Genomic DNA, 15,925 nt, shown 5'->3' on the forward strand with positions numbered 1-15,925 from the left:
ACGTGTCAACCTCACTCACTCGTCCGTCCCGGGCGGGCGAGATGCACCGCATACCAAAGGAGAACCCGCATGGGACGTGCAGTCGGCATCGACCTCGGCACCACCAACTCGGCGGTCGCCGTCCTCACCGGTGGTGAGCCCGAGATCATCGCGAACGCCGAGGGCGGTCGCACCACCCCGTCCGTCGTCAGCTTCGCCAAGAACGGTGAGGTCCTGGTCGGCGAGATCGCCAAGCGCCAGGCCGTCACCAACGTCGACCGGACCATCCGCTCGGTCAAGCGCCACATGGGCACCGACTGGAAGACCCAGGACATCGACGGCAAGACCTACACCTCCCAGGAGATCAGCGCCCGCACGCTGATGAAGCTCAAGCGGGACGCGGAGGCCTACCTGGGCGAGCCGGTGACCGACGCGGTCATCACCGTCCCTGCCTACTTCGACGACGCCGAGCGTCAGGCCACCAAGGACGCCGGCGAGATCGCGGGCCTCAACGTCCTGCGCATCGTCAACGAGCCGACCGCGGCCGCCCTGGCCTACGGCCTGGACAAGGGCAAGGAGGACGAGCTCATCCTCGTCTTCGACCTCGGTGGCGGCACCTTCGACGTCTCCCTGCTCGAGGTCGGCAAAGACCCCGAGGACGGCTTCGCGACCATCCAGGTCCGCGCCACGCACGGCGACAACAAGCTCGGTGGTGACGACTGGGACCAGCGGATCATCGACCACCTGGTCACGACCGTGAAGAACCAGTCCGGCGTCGACCTGGCCAAGGACAAGATCGCCCTGCAGCGCCTCAAGGACGCCGCCGAGCAGGCCAAGAAGGAGCTCAGCTCCTCGACCAGCACCAACATCAACCTGCAGTACCTCTCGATGGGTGAGAACGGTCCCGTCCACCTGGACGAGACCCTGACCCGCGCGCAGTTCGAGCAGATGACCTCCGACCTGCTCGAGCGCACGAAGGCGCCCTTCGACCAGGTCATCAAGGACGCGGGCATCTCCGTCCAGGACATCGACCACGTCGTCCTGGTCGGCGGCTCCACGCGTATGCCGGCCGTCGCCGACCTCGTCAAGAAGATGACCGGTGGCCAGGAGCCCAACAAGGGCGTCAACCCGGACGAGGTCGTCGCCGTCGGCGCGGCCCTGCAGGCCGGTGTCCTCAAGGGTGACCGCAAGGACGTCCTGCTCATCGACGTCACCCCGCTGAGCCTGGGCATCGAGACCCAGGGCGGCATCATGACCCGCCTCATCGAGCGCAACACGGCCATCCCGACCAAGCGTTCGGAGGTCTTCACCACGGCCAGCGACAACCAGCCGTCGGTCGGCATCCAGGTCTACCAGGGTGAGCGCGAGATCGCGGCGCACAACAAGCTGCTCGGCAACTTCGAGCTGACCGGCATCGCCCCGGCTCCTCGCGGCGTCCCGCAGATCGAGGTCACCTTCGACATCGACGCCAACGGCATCGTGCACGTGTCCGCCAAGGACCGTGGCACCGGCAAGGAGCAGTCGATGACGATCTCCGGCGGCTCGGCCCTGCCGAAGGACGAGATCGAGCGGATGATCAAGGACGCCGAGGCGCACGCCGAGGAGGACAAGAAGCGCAAGGAGGAGACGGAGACGCGCAACACCGCGGAGCAGCTGGTCTACTCCACCGAGAAGTTCCTCGCGGACTCCGGCGACCAGGTCCCCGCGGACGCCCGCGGCCCGGTCGACACCGCCCTCGCCGACCTCAAGGACGCGCTGAAGTCCGAGGGCACCTCGCTCGACGACATCAAGGCGAAGATGGAGACCCTCTCCACCGAGTCGCAGAAGATGGGCTCGGCCCTGTATGCCGCGCAGCAGTCGGCGGACGCCGGCGCCGGTGCGGGTGCGGGCTTCGCGGACGGCACCGGGGCGGCCGACATCAACACCGACGGCCCCAGCTCCGGCTCCGCTGACGACGTGGTCGACGCCGAGGTCGTCGACGACGAGGACACCAAGTGACGGACACCCACGCCACCCCCGGCGGCCCCCAGGATCCTCGACGCGAGGAGGAGGCCGCCGGGCGGGGCCCGGTGATCCGCGACAAGCGGGTCATCGACCCCGAGACCGGTGAGGTGCGCAAGCCGGCCGACCACCAGCCCGAGCCCCACGAGGCCTCCGGCGCCGAGTCGGACAGCAGCTTCGGCGGCGACGTCGGTGACGCCCTGCCGGGCGCCGCGGGCGAGCCGCACCCGGACACCGCCCTCGCGGCGGAGCGTCTGGAGGAGATGCGCCGGATGCAGGCGGAGTTCGTCAACTTCCGCAACCGCACCCAGCGCGAGCGGGAGGCGGACCGCGGTCGGGCCACGGGCGCTGTCGTCGAGGCCCTCCTGCCCGTGCTGGACGACATCCACTCGGCCCGCGAGCACGGCGACATCTCCGAGGGCAGCCCTTTCGCCGCCATCGCCGACAAGCTGGAGCAGGCTCTCGGCCGGTTCGGTGTCGAGCGGGTCGGTCACGTCGGCGAGGTCTTCGACCCGACCGTCCACGAGGCGCTCATGCACGTCCCGGCCGACAGCCCGGGCGTCGAGATCCCCGAGGGCGCGACGGAGATGACGATCGTGCAGGTCATGCAGCCGGGCTTCAAGATCGGCGACCAGGTCGTCCGGCCCGCGCGCGTCGCGGTCGCCGACCCCGCCTGACCACGCCCGACCGCGCGTCTGCCCCTCCGCGACCGAGCGTCTCGTGTGGTTGGCTCAGTGAGGACCGGGCGCGTGATGTGGTTGCTCCAGCCACCACATCACGCGTCCGGTGGGCCCCACGGCAACCACTTGAGACGCTCGGTCGGAGGGGGCGGCCGACCGCACACCACAAGACAGCAGACCACCACCCCGAGGAGGTGAGGACCGGATGGTCAGCCAGGACTGGATGGAGAAGGACTTCTACGCGATCCTCGGCGTCCCCAAGGACGTCGACGCCAAGACGCTGAAGAAGACCTACCGCAAGCTCGCGCGCGACTGGCACCCCGACTCCAAGCCGGGGGACAAGGCGGCGGAGCAGAAGTTCAAGGACATCGGCGAGGCGTACGCCGTCCTCTCCGACCCCGAGCAGCGCAAGCAGTACGACGCCATCCGCGCCATGGGCGGCGGTGCGCGCTTCCAGGCGGGCGGCGGCCCCGGCGGGGCCGGCGGCTTCGAGGACGTCTTCGCCCAGATGTTCGGCGGGGGCGGGGGCGCGCAGAACGTGCGCTTCGGCACCGGGGGCGGCGGGATCGACCTCGAGGACCTGCTCGGCGCCTTCGGCGGTGGCGGCGGGTTCCAGCAGGGCGGGCAGGGTTTCCCGGGCGGCTTCGGGGGCGCTCGCGGCGGTATGCCGCGTGGCCAGGACGTGCAGGCCCGCACCACGATCGACTTCACCGCTGCCGCGCACGGCGACACCGTGACGCTGAGCAGCCCCGACGGCGGGCGCATCACCACCCGCATCCCGGCGGGCGTCAAGGACGGCCAGAAGATCCGGCTGCGCGGCAAGGGCATGCCCTCACCGGTGCAGGGCGGGGAGCCCGGCGACATGTTCCTCAACGTCACGGTGACCCCGCACCCGGTCTTCGGCCGCGACGGCGACAACCTCACCGTCGACGTGCCCGTCACCTTCGCCGAGGCCGCCCTCGGCGCCACCGTGCCCGTGCCGACCCTGGACGGTGGCACCGTGAAGGTGCGCGTCGCGCCCGGCACGCCGTCGGGCCGGGTGCTGCGCGTGAAGGGCCGCGGTATCGCGACCAGCAAGGCGACCGGAGACCTGCTCGCGCGGGTCCAGGTGGTCGTCCCGCAGAAGCTGTCGGACAAGGCCCGCGAGGCGGTCGAGGCGCTGCAGGCCGAGGACGAGGGGCACGACCCGCGCGCCGACCTGATGCGCCGCGCGCGGGGGTGACCCATGCTCGACCGTGACACCCCCGTCTACGTCATCTCGGTCGCGGCCGAGCTGGCCGGGATGCACGCGCAGACCCTGCGGCAGTACGACCGGCTCGGTCTCGTGGTGCCCTCGCGCACCCGTGGCGGCGGTCGGCGCTACTCCTCCCACGACGTCGACCGGCTCCGCGAGGTGCAGCGGCTCTCGGGCGAGGGCGTGAGCCTGGCCGGGATCCAGCGCATCCTCGACCTCGAGAACCAGGTGGCGGCCCTGCGCTCGCGGCTCAGCCAGGTCCTCACCGAGAACGAGCAGCTGCGCAACCGCGTCGGCCAGGGGCGTCGTGTCTTCGCCGCCGGGGTCGGCGGCGAGGTCGTCCCCATGCCCGCGGGGCGGCGGCCCGGTCAGCGCCCCGGCAGCACCGCGCTGGCGCTGTGGCGCCCCCCGGGCTGGCCGTTCACCGACTGACCGCGGCGCCTCGCGCTCAGCCGAGCACGCGCTCGAGGAAGGCGCGCGCGGGCGCGGCATACCGCTCGGGGAAGGTCACCGCGCAGCCGAGCGTCCACGCGCCGGCCTCCAGCTCACGCAGCCGCAGCCACGGCGCCAGCTCCTCCGCGGAGGGCTCCGGGCGCCCGCTCGCCCTGCAGTAGGCCCTCAACGCCTGCGCGCCGAGATCCGGCGTGGGACTGCGGGAGAGGACGGCGAGGTCCCACTCGACCGGCCCGCGGCAGGACTCCTCGAGGTCGTTCCAGACCCACCGCCCGTCGCGGTCGCGGAGCAGGTTGCCCCGGTGGGCGTCACCGTGGAGGACCACCTCGTCGGTGCCGCGGCCGACCGTCTGCTCCAGGGCGTCGAGATGCTCGTGCGTCAGGGCGGCGTGCTCCCGTGCGGAGAGCACGCCGCCCCGGCGTGAGTGGTGGAGCGCCTCGGTGATGAGCTCCCGCCCGGCCGGGAGTTGCGGCAGGTCGCTCCCCGCGCCGTCGAGAGCGGCGTGCCACGCCGCCAGGGCGGCGCCCGTCTCCTCGGGACCGGGACGGACGCCCCTGCCGCCGCCCACGTCGGTCCACAGAGACATCCAGAGCCCGTCGACCTCGTGCGGCCCGGCGTCGATCCCGAGGTGGTCGGCCGGGGCCACCACGGGAGCGCCCGCCGCGTGGGCCACCCGACCCACCGCCACCTCCGTGGTCAGCCACAGGCCCGGTGCCCGCCGCTGTGCACCCGTATGGGTCGACACGCGGGCCACGACCCCTGCCCTCGGCAGCCGCACCATGAGGGAACCGCGGTTGGCCAGCACCTCGGGCTCGTCGGGCGGCAGCCCCAGGCGCGTCCACAGCGTGCCGAGGGCGGCCGTGCCGCGGGCGGTGGTACGCAGCGCCGTGGGTGACCGGTCGGTGTCGACTTCCATGTCTGGCTCTCCGGGCAGGGGGCGGGTGACCCGAGTCATTCTCGCGTCACTTCACCTCGCGACGCGCCACCCGCCAGCAGCCGATCGCCAGGGGCAGCCCGATCCACAGCGCGCTGGTGGTGCCGAGCTGGGCCCACTGCTCGCCCGTCATCCACCCGTCCCCGATCAGCGGCAGCTGAGCGGTCCCGAGCTCGAACCACGCGGCGTGCTCGCGCAGCCACGAGGTGGTCACGACGAGCACCGACGCCACGGTCGGGGTGAGGAAGTAGAGCACGATCCCCAGCGGCACGTTGAGCAGCAGGGTGCCGAAGGCCACGCCCATGAGGACGCCGAGCGTCTGCAGGACGACCGCGCCGACCACGAGCGACCAGCCGTGCCACAGGTCGACCTCGCCTCCTGCGCGCGTCATCGAGACCACGTGGGCGACGACGGCGAGCAGGACGGTGACGAGCAGGATCGCCAGGCCGAGCAGGACGACGGCGACCGTCTTGGCGCCCATGACCCGCAGCCGTCGCGGCTCCTGGGTGAAGGTCACCAGAGCCGTCCGCTGGCTCCACTCGTTGGCCGCGGTGATGACGCCCAGGACCGGGAGCAGCACGGCCTGGGGGATGTTGGCCGCGGTGAGCAGCGCGAAAAGCCCGGTGCCGTCCTGCCGTCCGATCCAGAGCGTCACGGCCATGACCGCCGCGGTGAGGAGCAGGATCGTGATCAGCAGCCAGCGTCCGGTGCGGGTGTCGACGAGCTTGCGCAGCTCGACCCCGACCAGGCGGGTGAAGGACAGCGCCGGCACGTCCTCGATCTGCGGGAGGTATGCCGTCGCGCCCGTCCCTGGTGCGCCCGGCCGGGTGAGCTCGGAGGTGGCGCTCATGCCGAGACCTCCTCGGTGCGCTCCTGGCGGGCCTGGTCGGCGGTGAGCTGGAGGAACATCTCCTCCAGCCGGCCCGCGGAGCTCTCCGCCAGGTGGGTCACGGGGACCCCGGCCGTGAGGGCGATCCGGGCCACCTGCGCCCTGGTGGCGTTGGTGACCAGATCCTCGCCGCGCAGGTCGACCTGGTGGCCCGCCCCGCGCAGCTCGGCAGCCAGGCGGGCACGCTCACCCTCGGGGGTGCCCACGACGGTCTGGCCGTGGCCCGCGAGCAGCTCCTCCTGGGTGCCCTCGGCCACGATCCGTCCGCCGCCGATCATCACGATGTCGTGGGCCACCTGCTCCACCTCGTGCAGCAGGTGCGAGCTGAGCAGCACCGTTCCGCCCTGGTCCGCGAAGTCGCGCAGCAGCCCGCGCATCCACCGGATCCCGGCGGGGTCGAGCCCGTTGGCGGGCTCGTCGAGCACGAGCACCTGGGGCTCGCCGATCAGCGCGCCGGCCAGGCCGAGGCGCTGCCGCATCCCGAGCGAGTAGTTGCCGACGCGACGCTCGGCCTCGCGGCTCGTGAGCCCCACCCGCTCGAGCGCGCGGTCGACGGCGTGGCGGGGCATCCCGGCCATCGCCGCCGCGAGGACGAGCGTCTCGCGTCCGGTCCGGCCGGCGTGCTGCGCCGCGGCATCGAGCATGACCCCCACGTGGCGGGCGGGCGTCGGCAGAGAACGGTAGGGCCGGCCCAGCACGAGGGCGGAGCCCGAGCTGGGCACGGTCAGCCCGACCAGCATCCGCATCGCGGTGGACTTGCCCGCCCCGTTGGGGCCGAGGAAGCCGGTGACCCGGCCGGGGCGTGCGGTGAAGGTGATGTCGTCGACGGCGGTGAAGGAGCCGTAGCGTTTCGTGAGGTTCTCGATCTGGATCATGGACCCAGCCTCGTCCCGCCGGACCTGCCCCCACATCGGTCGTCGGTCGGCGCCGCGGGTGTCCTTGGTCTGCGGCTCGGGGCGCGACGGCATACCGAAGTAGGGGGTGCCGGGGCCGATGGGCGGTGGGTGCCGTGCAGCCTCTGCACGTCCCTCCCCGTGAGGAGTTCGAGCGGCTGCCCCTGTGGAAGAACGCCTGGCGGCTCGCGATGGCCTGGGTCCTCGGCCTGATCCTCTTCCTCATCTACATCGCGCCGGTGGTGATGGCGTCCGAGACGGGGTCGGCGCCGGAGACGGACGCCGTCCTCGGGCTGATCCTGCTCGACCTCCTCGTGGGCCACGTGATCCTCGTCCTGGCGGCGTTCCGGCGGCGGGCGCCCGTGGCGATCGCCGTGGTCACGATGGCGCTGACGACCGTCTCTGCGTGGGGTGTGCCGGCGGCCTTCCTCGTGGTGTTCTCCCTGGCCACCCGGCGCCGGCTCCTGCCTCTGGTCTGGCTCGGCCTGCTCAACGTCGCAGCGGGTCTGGTCCACGAGCACACCGTCGCCAAGGTCACGGTGCCGGCACAGTTCCGGGACAGCATCACCGGCCAGGGCGCGCTCCTCGACGGGCTGGTCTACGCGGTCCTCGTGTCGCTCTTCTACGTCGTCGTCGTGCTGATCGGCTGGAACATCGGCTCGCGTCGCGAGCTGGTCGCGAGCTGGCGGCAGCAGGCCGAGACCGCCAACCGGGAACAGGCCGCGCGGGTGGCGCAGGCCCAGCTGGCGGAGCGCGCCCGGATCGCCCGGGAGATGCACGACGTGCTGGCGCACCGGCTCTCCCTCGTCGCGATGCACGCCGGCGTCCTGGCCCACCGACCCGACCTGTCGGAGGAGGAGCGCGCGGAGGCCACCGAGGTGGTGCGCGCCGGCACGCACCAGGCGCTGGAGGAGCTGCGCGAGGTGCTGGGGGTCCTGCGGACGGACGGTGACGCCGACGGGGGAGGCGTCGTCGGCGCCGTCGAGGCGCCCCAGCCGGGCCTGAGCGGCATACCCTCCCTCGTGGCGGAGGTGACCAGCAGCGGGCAGGAGGTGCGCCTGCTGGCGGACGCCGACCTGTGGCAGCGCTCGGTGTCGCTGCCGACGACGGTGGGGCGGCACGCCTACCGGGTCGTGCAGGAGGCGCTGACCAACGCGCGCAAGCACGCACCGGAACAGCCGGTGACGGTGCAGATCCACGGCGCGCCCGGGCAGGGACTGTCGGTGGAGATCCGCAACAGGGTGGTCCCTGACCGCGTCGGCACGCTTCCGGAGAGCGGCCGTGGGCTGACCGGGATGGCCGAGCGGGCCCAGCTGGCCGGCGGCACCTTCCGGGCCGGGGTCGAGGTCACCGAGTTCGTCGTGCTGGTCCGGCTGCCGTGGCCGGTGACAGGGGAGGACGCATGAGCACAGGCAGGCCCAGGGTGGTCATCGTCGACGACGACCCGCTGGTGCGAGCGGGTCTACGGATGATGCTCGGCGGGCCCGACGGCGTCGACGTCGTGGCCGAGGGTGACGACGGCGACACGGCCGTCGAGCTCGTCGGGCGGCACCGGCCCGACGTCGTGCTCATGGACATCCGGATGGCCAGGATGGACGGGCTCGCCGCCACGCGAGCGGTGCTGGAGACCTACCCCTCGACCAAGGTGCTCGTGCTGACCACCTTCGACGCCGACGACCACGTGGTGGAGGCGCTGCGCTCGGGCGCCCGGGGGTTCGTGCTCAAGGACACCCCGCCGCCCCGGCTGGTCGCCGCGGTCCACGAGGTGGCCGCGGGGGACCATGCGCTCTCACCGTCGGTGACGGCCCTGCTCGTCGACCGGGTCTCCGGGGCGATGCCAGCGGCGGGGGACCGCCGGGAGGACCGGGCACGCCTGGCCAGGGACCGCCTCGCCGTCCTCACCGAGCGTGAGCTCGAGGTGGCCAGGGCCGTGGCGGGCGGAGGTTCGAACGCGGACATCTCCCGTCAGCTCTACCTCGGCGTGCCCACGGTCAAGGCGCACGTCTCGAGCATCCTCGCCAAGCTGGGGCTCTCCAACCGCGTCCAGGTCGCCCTGCTCGTCCACGACGCGGGGGAGGGGACGGCGAGCTAGAGGCGTCGCCCGGGGCAGCGTTGCTCTACGGGAGGACGTCCGTCGCGGTGATCGTCTGGCGCAGGCCGTCCCTCAGGTCCCGGGACCGCCAGCCCAGCTCGCCGCGCGCCTTCTCCGCCGTCCCGACGTAGGACGCCAGCGCCGCGCGCATCGTCTCGGGGTGGTACTGGCCGGACAGCGGCACGCGCCCCTCCAGCGGCCCGAGCACCCGGCCGACGAGCCGCAGCACCGTCTCGGGCACCAGCACCGGGCCCTTCGTCCCGGCCAGGTCGGCGACCGTCCCGAGCAGCTCGGCCAGGGTGGCCGGCTCCCCGGCGAGCATGTAGGACTCGCCCACCCGCCCCCGCTCCATCGCGAGCAGGTGTCCGGCAGCGACGTCCTCGACGTGCGCCCACATCAGCGTGCCCCCGTGCCGCGGCACCAGCGGACGCCGGCCCGAGGCGACCTGCGCGACATACCCGCCGACCTGTGAGGTGTCGCCCGGCCCGTAGATGCCGCCCGGCATGACGATGACCAGAGGCAGCCCCTGGGCCACCAGCTCGTCGGCGATGTGGTGGGCCTGCGCCTTCGTCCGGTCGTAGACGCTCAGGTGCTCGCCGTGGTGGCGGTAGGTCTCGTCGCGCACGGCGCCGCCGGTGTCGGAGTTGACCGCCAGCGTGCTGGTGTGGACGACCTTGCGTGTCCCTGCCCGCAACGCCGCGGTGAGCACGTTGCGCGTGCCGACCACATTGACCTGGTGCCCGAGCTCGGGCGTCGGGGAGCCGATCTGGTACCAGCCGGCCACGTGGAAGAGCCCGTCGACGCCACCGCCGTCCTCACCCCCGGTCAGCAGCGCGTCCAGCGCCCCGACGTCGTCGAGGTCGCCCTGGACGAGCGCGACCCCGAGGCGCTCGAGGCTCCCGGCCCGCTGCCGGGAGCGCACCAGGGCGACGACGTCGTGACCGGCCTCGCGGAGCTGACGGGCCAGGACGCCCCCGACGAAGCCGGTGGCTCCGGTGATCGCATAACGCATGGGCCCATGGTGCCGTGCGGAGCGCGCCGCCGGTTCACCGCGAGGGCCCGGGGCGCCCTTGCCATACTCGGGGACGTGGGCAGCCCGAGCGCAGTGGTGGTCGGGGCCGGGCCGAACGGCCTGGCCGCGGCCGTGACGCTCGCCCGCGCGGGGGTGGCCGTCACCGTGCTCGAGCGCAACGACACGATCGGCGGCGGCGCACGGACCGCGGAGGACACGCTGCCGGGCTTCCGGCACGACATCTGCTCGGCCGTGCACCCCAGCGCCTACGCCTCGCCCTTCTTCACCCGGTTCGGGCTGCGCGACCGGATCCCGTTCGTGGACCCCGACGTCCCCTACGCCCACGGGCTCGACGCGGGGCGGGCGGTGCTCGCCTGGCGCGACCTGGAGCGCACGGCGGACGGTCTCGGGCCGGACGGGCCGGCGTGGCGGTCGCTCTTCGCACCGTTCGTGGACGACCCCGAGCTGGCCGCCGCGCTCCTGTCGGACTCACCGCTGCGCCCGCCGGCGCGGCCGGTGGGCCTGACCCGGCTCGCGCTGCGGGTCCTTGACCAGGGCACGGTGCTGTGGGACAGGCGGTGGCAGACCGAAGAGGCTCCGGCGCTGCTGACCGGCGTCCTCGCGCACCCGATCCAGCCGATGCCGGGTCTGGGCACGGCGGCGGCCGGGCTGGTCCTGGCGGCGCTGGCCCACCTCGAGGGGTGGCCGCTGCCGGTGGGCGGCAGCCAGGCGATCGTCGACGCCCTCGCCGCGGACGCCGTCGCGCACGGGGCCCGGACCGTCACCGGTCACGAGGTCACCTCCCTGGGCGAGCTCGAGGACGCCGACGTCGCCATGCTCGACGTGAGCCCCCGCGCCCTGCTCGCCCTGGGCGGAGACCGTCTGCCGAGCCGGTATGCCGCGTGGCTGCGCCGCTACCGCTACGGCGGCGGGGCCGCGAAGGTGGACTACGCGCTCTCCGGGCCGGTGCCCTGGGCCGACCCCGGCCTCGGACGGGCCGGCACGGTGCACCTGGGCGGGTCGCGCGGGCAGATGGCGGCGGCCGAAGCGGCGGTGGCGCACGGTCGTCAGCCGGTCCGGCCCTACGTGCTGGCCTCGCAGCCCACCACCTTCGACCCGACGCGAGCCCCGGAGGGCCAGCACGTGCTGTGGGCCTACACGCACGTGCCGGCAGGCTCCTCCCTCGACCCGACCGAGACGGTGACCCGGCGTATCGAGGAGTTTGCGCCGGGGTTCCGCGACGTGGTGCTCGCCTCGTCCGCGCGCTCGGCCGAGGACCTGGAGCGCTACAACCCCAACTACGTCGGCGGCGACATCGCGGTGGGCAGCGTGGGGCTGCCCCAGCTGCTGGCCCGGCCGGTGCCCTCGCCGGCGCCCTGGCGGACCCCGCTCGCGGGCGTCTACCTCTGCTCCTCCGCGACACCTCCGGGGCCGGGGGTCCACGGGGTGTGCGGGTGGCGGGCCGCCCTCGCCGCTCTTCGACACGACCTCGACGTCCGGCAGGAGCCGGACCTCTCACCGTGACCCCGCAGGAGGCGCCCTCATGTCCGTCAACACCAGGCTCATCTCGGCCCCTCCGGAGGCCGTCTTCGCGGTGCTCTCCAACGGCTGGCTCTACCCGGTGTGGGTCGTCGGCGCCTCGCGGATGCGCGCCGTCGACGACAAGTGGCCAGCCGTCGGGGCGCGCATCCACCACTCGGTCGGGGTCTGGCCGGCCCTCATCGACGACTCGACCAGCGTCCTGGAGTGGGACCCGCCGCGGCGGGCGGTCCTCCAGGCGCGCCTGTGGCCGGTCGGGGAGGCGACCGTGTCGCTCGACGTCGAGCGTTCGGGCGAGCAGGCGTGCACCGTGACGATGACCGAGACACCGTCCAGCGGACCGCTGGCCTGGCTGCCCGGACCCGCGGCGGAGGTGCCCATCAAGGTCCGCAACGTCGAGGCGCTGCGGCGGCTCGCCTACCTCGCCGAGGGCAGGGCCGACTAGCTCTCAGGCTCGCGCATCGTCAGGTAACGCCGCAGGAAGAAGGCGCTGACGCGGCGTCCCACCCCCGGCACGAGGCGCTCGCCGAGCACCGCGACCTGGGCGATGGGTCGGGGCGCGAGGATCAGCTCCGGGTCTCGAGGCAGCGCGCGCACGATCCGGCTCGCCAGGGCGTCGGGATCCATGGGGCGCCCCTGCAGCTGGCGGACCAGGCGCACGCCGACCCGGTTGGCGCGGGTCGCGGGCAGCCCGGGGTTGATGTGGTCCAGGAGCGGGGTGTCGACGAAGGCGGGCGCCACGACGGTGACGCGCACGTCATACCGGCGCGCCTCGACGCGCAGCGCCGTGCCGAGGGTGACGACGGCGGACTTGACGGCGGAGTACGGCACCATGGCGGGCACCGGCAGGATGCCCGCGAGCGAGCCCATGAGGACCAGGTGACCGGCGCGCTGCTGCCGGAGCTGGGGGTAGACCGCCTCGACGCAGTGGACGACCCCGCGCGCCCGGTGAGCGCGGACCAGCGCGGCGCCGATGCCGCGCGCGCCGCCCGTCACCACGACGACGCTCACGGACCCACCCTGAGCAGGTGCTCCAGTCGCAACGCGTCGAACGGCGCGTGCACCTTGACGTCGTTGTCGAAGTAGACGTAGACGTCGGCCTCCTGGCGCCACCGGCGCACGCGTTCGGCCCAGCGCCCCAGCGCCTCGTCGCCGTAGCCGCTGACGTAGAGCTCGGTGTCGCCGTGGAGGCGCACGTAGACGACGGGCGCGGTCACGTCCTGGAGCATCGGCCAGCGGCCCGCGGTGTCTGCGACGACGTTGCCGATGCCGTGGCGCCGCAGCTGCTGGAGGTAGCGCGGCTCGTCCGCGAAGCCGGCGCCCCTGACCTCGAGGACGTGCCGGAGCGGACGATCCTCGACCGGTTCCAGCCAGGTCCGACCCGCCACCTTGTCGTCGTGCTCGCGGGCCAGCTCGGCTGCGGCGCCCGTGGAGCGGGGCAGCTCGGCGAAGAACCCCTCGAGCTGCTCCTCGTCAAAGGCCTGCCGCTCGGGCAGCTGCCAGAGGACCGGCCCGAGCGTGCGACCCAGCGCGAGCACGCCCGAGGCGAAGAAATTGGCCAGCGCCGTGCGCGCACCGCGCAGCCGCAGCATGTGCGTGATGTAGCGCGGGCCCTTGACCGAGAAGACGAAGTCCTCCGGCGTCTCGGCCGCCCACCGCTCATAGCTCGAGGGCCGCTGCAGGCTGTAGAAGGAGCCGTTGATCTCGATGGTCGAGAGCAGCCGGGAGGCATGCTCCAGCTCTCGCCGTTGCGGCAACCCGGGCGGGTAGAAGACACCGCGCCACGGGCGGTAGCGCCAGCCGGAGATGCCGATGCGCACCGGGTGCAGGCCCACCCCTGGACGGTATGCCGTGCCCGCGCACCCGGGCGCGGCGAAAAGGCATGGCGGGCGGCGGCATACCCGACCTAGCCTCGACGGATCATGGAGAAGATCACGCCGAGGCTCCTCAGCTGGGCCTCGATCCTGGACCCGCAGACCCGCGAGCAGGCGGAGCGGACGGCGCAGATGCCGTTCATCCACCCGCACCTCGCGCTGATGCCCGACGCCCACCTGGGCCGGGGCGCCACCGTCGGGTCGGTCATCCCCACCGAGGGGGCGATCATGCCGGCCGCGGTCGGCGTCGACATCGGCTGCGGCATGGTCGCCGTGCGCACCCAGCTGCGCGGGGAGGACCTGCCCGAGGACCGTGGCGAGGTGCGTCGGCAGATCGCGCGCAGCGTGCCGCTGTCCGCCGGGGCGCAGAACCGCACGATCGCTCGCGAGCACACGCAGCGGCGGCTGGCCGACCTCGAGGAGCGCGCTGCGGCGATCGACCTCGACCCCGGGAGCTACGCCAAGGCGTGGCGGCACCAGCTGGGGACGCTCGGCTCGGGCAACCACTTCCTCGAGGTGACGCTCGACGAGTCAGGGACGGTGTGGCTGTTCCTGCACTCCGGCAGCCGCGGTGTCGGCAACCGGATCGCGACCCACCACACGAAGGTGGCCCAGGACTACTGCCGTGCGCACTGGATCAGCCTCCCGGGCGACGACCGCGACCTGGCCTACCTCGTCGAGGGCACCGAGCAGTTCGACCACTACGTCCGCGAGATGCAGTGGGCGCAGCACTACGCCCTGCTCAACCGCGAGGAGATGATGGACCGGATGGTCGAGCAGCTCCGGCGCTGGGCCGGGGCCGAGGTGGAGCGCCTCGAGGAGATCAACTGCCATCACAACTACACCGAGCCGGAGCGGCACTTCGGCCGGCAGGTGTGGCTCTCGCGCAAGGGCGCCATCTCGGCGCGCGAGGGCGAGGCGGGGCTGATCCCGGGGTCGATGGGCACCGCGTCCTACGTCGTCGAGGGTCTGGGCAACCCGGTCGCGCTGCACTCGGCGCCGCACGGCGCCGGCCGGGTCTACTCACGGAGCCGGGCGCGCAAGGAGTTCACCCTGGAGCAGCTCGCGGAGGCGATGAGCGGCATCGAGTACGAGCACTCGGCGGCCTTCCTCGACGAGATCCCCGCGGCCTACAAGGACATCGACCAGGTGATGGCGGACGCCGCGGACCTGGTGCGGGTGCGGCATACCCTCCGCCAGGTGGTCAACGTCAAGGGCACCTGAGCGCCCCGCGGTGTCCGGGTATGCCGCCGCCCCCGACCCGTGCACCGGGTCGGGGGCGGCGTCGTGCCCGGTCTGGTGACCTGGGGTCAGTTGCCGTACAGGGCCTGGATGCCCTGACGGTCCTCGTTGGTCATCGACAGGTCGGAGCTGGAGCCGTTGCACTGCGGGTAGTGCATGATCGACGCGCTGTCGTAGGGGGTCAGCGCGCGCCAGTTGTTGTCCTCGAAGCAGGTGCCGGCCTCGGGGCGGGTGTGCTCGTGGCGCAGGCCGAGGGTGTGGCCCAGCTCGTGACCCATGATGTTGCCCGGCGTCCAGGAGCCCGAGCTCATGAGCGAGCGGGCGTTGACCAGGATGTTGCGGCCCGACTTGCTGGTGCTCGGGAAGAACGCGCGGGCGATGTACTGCGTCGTCTTGGTCGGCTCGACCGAGAAGACCACCGAGCTGTTGCGGGTCGTGCAGGAGCCGTCCTGGGACGAGACGTAGGCGTAGTTGATCCTGGACGAGGCGCCCTCCCACAGGGCGGTGCCCTGGGCCATGGCGTTGACGACGTCGGCCTTGTCCTTGCCGAAGCGGTCGGAGACGCAATAGGTCAGGTTGGCGACCTGGGTGGCGCTCCAGACGTCGTCGCGGCCGTTGACCCGGTTGACGACGAGGCTGTCGGTGGGCGTCGAGGACCCGACGAGCGAGTCGTAGAACTGGTGCAGCTCGCCGTTGCTGTCGACCGGCTCGTCGCCGTTGACGATGTAGGTGCCGTCGGCGTCCTGGAAGGTCGCGGCCTTGAACTCCTTGTAGGTCGGGATCGTCGCGGCGGCTGCTGTGGTCGCGGTGAAGGCGACGGCCGCGAGAGCGGCCAGGGCCGTGCGGCTGGTGGTGCGGAACAACAGGGTCTCCCCTCGAGTGGTGGATCCGACCGGGACAGGTCGGTGACGGGGACGCTAGGGACCTGGAGCGCCGTGCTAGCACCCGGTATCACATTCGTGCTGGTCAGCGCCGTCGGTTCCGGATCCTCTCCCCGGAGCGGGTCTCTGCGAAAACCCGTTGCGGCACGGCATACCCCTCCGGCACGCTGGTCGGCATGACAACGAGCACGGTGATGGGGACCGTGTCTGTCGACGGAGCCT

Annotated in this window: 16 protein-coding genes; 9 read left to right on the top strand and 7 right to left on the bottom strand. The window is 72.8% G+C overall.

All coding sequences use genetic code 11. The features are described from left to right. The first annotated feature begins 69 nt into the window (after nt 1–69). The 4 genes from dnaK to IEV65_RS00170 all read left to right on the top strand — a co-directional run bounded on the left by dnaK (nt 70) and on the right by IEV65_RS00170 (nt 4,326). Nucleotides 70–1,977, top strand: a complete 1,908-nt coding sequence (gene dnaK / locus IEV65_RS00155; RefSeq protein WP_188427617.1) for a molecular chaperone DnaK — start codon at nt 70–72, stop codon at nt 1,975–1,977. After that, nucleotides 1,974–2,657, top strand: coding sequence for a nucleotide exchange factor GrpE (locus IEV65_RS00160; protein WP_188427618.1), 684 nt, complete (start codon nt 1,974–1,976; stop codon nt 2,655–2,657). Before dnaK ends, IEV65_RS00160 begins: the two co-directional genes overlap by 4 nt. A gap of 208 nt (nt 2,658–2,865) precedes the next feature. Continuing rightward, nucleotides 2,866–3,882 (top strand): DnaJ C-terminal domain-containing protein, encoded by a 1,017-nt coding sequence (locus tag IEV65_RS00165; protein ID WP_188427619.1) that lies wholly within the window; start codon nt 2,866–2,868, stop codon nt 3,880–3,882. A gap of 3 nt (nt 3,883–3,885) precedes the next feature. Continuing rightward, on the top strand, nt 3,886–4,326 hold the full coding sequence (locus IEV65_RS00170; protein ID WP_188427620.1) for a heat shock protein transcriptional repressor HspR: 441 nt from the start codon (nt 3,886–3,888) through the stop codon (nt 4,324–4,326). Nucleotides 4,327–4,342: 16 nt separating this feature from the next. On the opposite strand, the gene IEV65_RS00175 is transcribed toward IEV65_RS00170, so the two are convergent. The 3 genes from IEV65_RS00175 to IEV65_RS00185 are packed head-to-tail and all read right to left on the bottom strand — an operon-like array spanning nt 4,343 to nt 7,045. Next, on the bottom strand, nt 4,343–5,263 hold the full coding sequence (locus IEV65_RS00175) for a phosphotransferase family protein (RefSeq protein WP_188427621.1): 921 nt from the start codon (nt 5,261–5,263) through the stop codon (nt 4,343–4,345). 46 nt (nt 5,264–5,309) lie between these two features. Then, a complete protein-coding gene (locus IEV65_RS00180; RefSeq protein ID WP_229734749.1) occupies nt 5,310–6,131 on the bottom strand; it encodes an ABC transporter permease in 822 nt (273 codons plus the stop codon). Beyond that, nucleotides 6,128–7,045: an ABC transporter ATP-binding protein gene (locus IEV65_RS00185; RefSeq protein WP_188427622.1), complete on the bottom strand. Its 918-nt coding sequence runs from the start codon at nt 7,043–7,045 to the stop codon at nt 6,128–6,130. The genes IEV65_RS00180 and IEV65_RS00185 overlap by 4 nt, the downstream gene beginning before the upstream one ends. A 134-nt stretch (nt 7,046–7,179) precedes the next feature. On the opposite strand from IEV65_RS00185, the gene IEV65_RS00190 reads away from it, so the two are divergent. Together IEV65_RS00190 and IEV65_RS00195 are read left to right on the top strand one after the other, a co-directional pair. Continuing rightward, complete coding sequence (locus IEV65_RS00190; protein ID WP_188427623.1) at nt 7,180–8,469, top strand: sensor histidine kinase; 1,290 nt, start codon at nt 7,180–7,182, stop codon at nt 8,467–8,469. Next, nucleotides 8,466–9,155, top strand: a complete 690-nt coding sequence (locus IEV65_RS00195; RefSeq protein WP_188427624.1) for a response regulator — start codon at nt 8,466–8,468, stop codon at nt 9,153–9,155. The genes IEV65_RS00190 and IEV65_RS00195 overlap by 4 nt, the downstream gene beginning before the upstream one ends. Before the next feature lie 25 nt (nt 9,156–9,180). Here IEV65_RS00195 and IEV65_RS00200 read toward each other — a convergent pair whose 3' ends face one another. After that, nucleotides 9,181–10,167, bottom strand: a complete 987-nt coding sequence (locus IEV65_RS00200) for an NAD-dependent epimerase/dehydratase family protein (protein ID WP_188427625.1) — start codon at nt 10,165–10,167, stop codon at nt 9,181–9,183. Nucleotides 10,168–10,242: 75 nt separating this feature from the next. Here IEV65_RS00200 and IEV65_RS00205 point away from each other — a divergent pair, with 75 nt between their 5' ends. Beyond that, nucleotides 10,243–11,691: a phytoene desaturase family protein gene (locus IEV65_RS00205; RefSeq protein ID WP_229734750.1), complete on the top strand. Its 1,449-nt coding sequence runs from the start codon at nt 10,243–10,245 to the stop codon at nt 11,689–11,691. 19 nt (nt 11,692–11,710) lie between these two features. Further along, nucleotides 11,711–12,151, top strand: coding sequence for an SRPBCC family protein (locus IEV65_RS00210; RefSeq protein WP_188427627.1), 441 nt, complete (start codon nt 11,711–11,713; stop codon nt 12,149–12,151). On the opposite strand, the gene IEV65_RS00215 is transcribed toward IEV65_RS00210, so the two are convergent. Both IEV65_RS00215 and IEV65_RS00220 read right to left on the bottom strand, forming a co-directional pair. Beyond that, complete coding sequence (locus IEV65_RS00215) at nt 12,148–12,717, bottom strand: SDR family NAD(P)-dependent oxidoreductase (RefSeq protein ID WP_188427628.1); 570 nt, start codon at nt 12,715–12,717, stop codon at nt 12,148–12,150. The two genes, IEV65_RS00210 and IEV65_RS00215, sit on opposite strands and share 4 nt — an antisense overlap. Further along, nucleotides 12,714–13,535, bottom strand: coding sequence for a DUF72 domain-containing protein (locus IEV65_RS00220; protein WP_229735023.1), 822 nt, complete (start codon nt 13,533–13,535; stop codon nt 12,714–12,716). The genes IEV65_RS00215 and IEV65_RS00220 overlap by 4 nt, the downstream gene beginning before the upstream one ends. Nucleotides 13,536–13,628: 93 nt before the next feature. Between IEV65_RS00220 and IEV65_RS00225 the strand changes: the two genes are divergently transcribed. Then, the gene (locus IEV65_RS00225) at nt 13,629–14,804 is read left to right on the top strand and encodes an RtcB family protein (RefSeq protein WP_188427630.1); all 1,176 of its coding nucleotides are present in this window, start codon (nt 13,629–13,631) and stop codon (nt 14,802–14,804) included. An 86-nt stretch (nt 14,805–14,890) separates the two neighbouring features. Here IEV65_RS00225 and IEV65_RS00230 read toward each other — a convergent pair whose 3' ends face one another. Continuing rightward, nucleotides 14,891–15,685, bottom strand: coding sequence for a zinc metalloprotease (locus IEV65_RS00230; protein WP_188427631.1), 795 nt, complete (start codon nt 15,683–15,685; stop codon nt 14,891–14,893). Between the last annotated feature and the right edge of the window lie 240 nt (nt 15,686–15,925).

The organism is Ornithinimicrobium tianjinense, from assembly GCF_014636495.1.
Taxonomy (GTDB): Bacteria; Actinomycetota; Actinomycetes; order Actinomycetales; family Dermatophilaceae; genus Ornithinicoccus; species Ornithinicoccus tianjinensis.

Excerpts from the sequence above, each read along its gene's own strand:
- IEV65_RS00200 (WP_188427625.1), bottom strand. The coding sequence starts at position 10,167 with ATGCGTTATGCGATCACCGGAGCCACCGGCTTCGTCGGGGGCGTCCTG.
- IEV65_RS00180 (WP_229734749.1), bottom strand. The coding sequence starts at position 6,131 with ATGAGCGCCACCTCCGAGCTCACCCGGCCGGGCGCACCAGGGACGGGC.
- IEV65_RS00225 (WP_188427630.1), top strand. The coding sequence starts at position 13,629 with ATGGAGAAGATCACGCCGAGGCTCCTCAGCTGGGCCTCGATCCTGGAC.
- IEV65_RS00185 (WP_188427622.1), bottom strand. The coding sequence starts at position 7,045 with ATGATCCAGATCGAGAACCTCACGAAACGCTACGGCTCCTTCACCGCC.
- IEV65_RS00195 (WP_188427624.1), top strand. The coding sequence starts at position 8,466 with ATGAGCACAGGCAGGCCCAGGGTGGTCATCGTCGACGACGACCCGCTG.
- dnaK (WP_188427617.1), top strand. The coding sequence starts at position 70 with ATGGGACGTGCAGTCGGCATCGACCTCGGCACCACCAACTCGGCGGTC.
- IEV65_RS00170 (WP_188427620.1), top strand. The coding sequence starts at position 3,886 with ATGCTCGACCGTGACACCCCCGTCTACGTCATCTCGGTCGCGGCCGAG.
- IEV65_RS00175 (WP_188427621.1), bottom strand. The coding sequence starts at position 5,263 with ATGGAAGTCGACACCGACCGGTCACCCACGGCGCTGCGTACCACCGCC.
- IEV65_RS00210 (WP_188427627.1), top strand. The coding sequence starts at position 11,711 with ATGTCCGTCAACACCAGGCTCATCTCGGCCCCTCCGGAGGCCGTCTTC.
- IEV65_RS00165 (WP_188427619.1), top strand. The coding sequence starts at position 2,866 with ATGGTCAGCCAGGACTGGATGGAGAAGGACTTCTACGCGATCCTCGGC.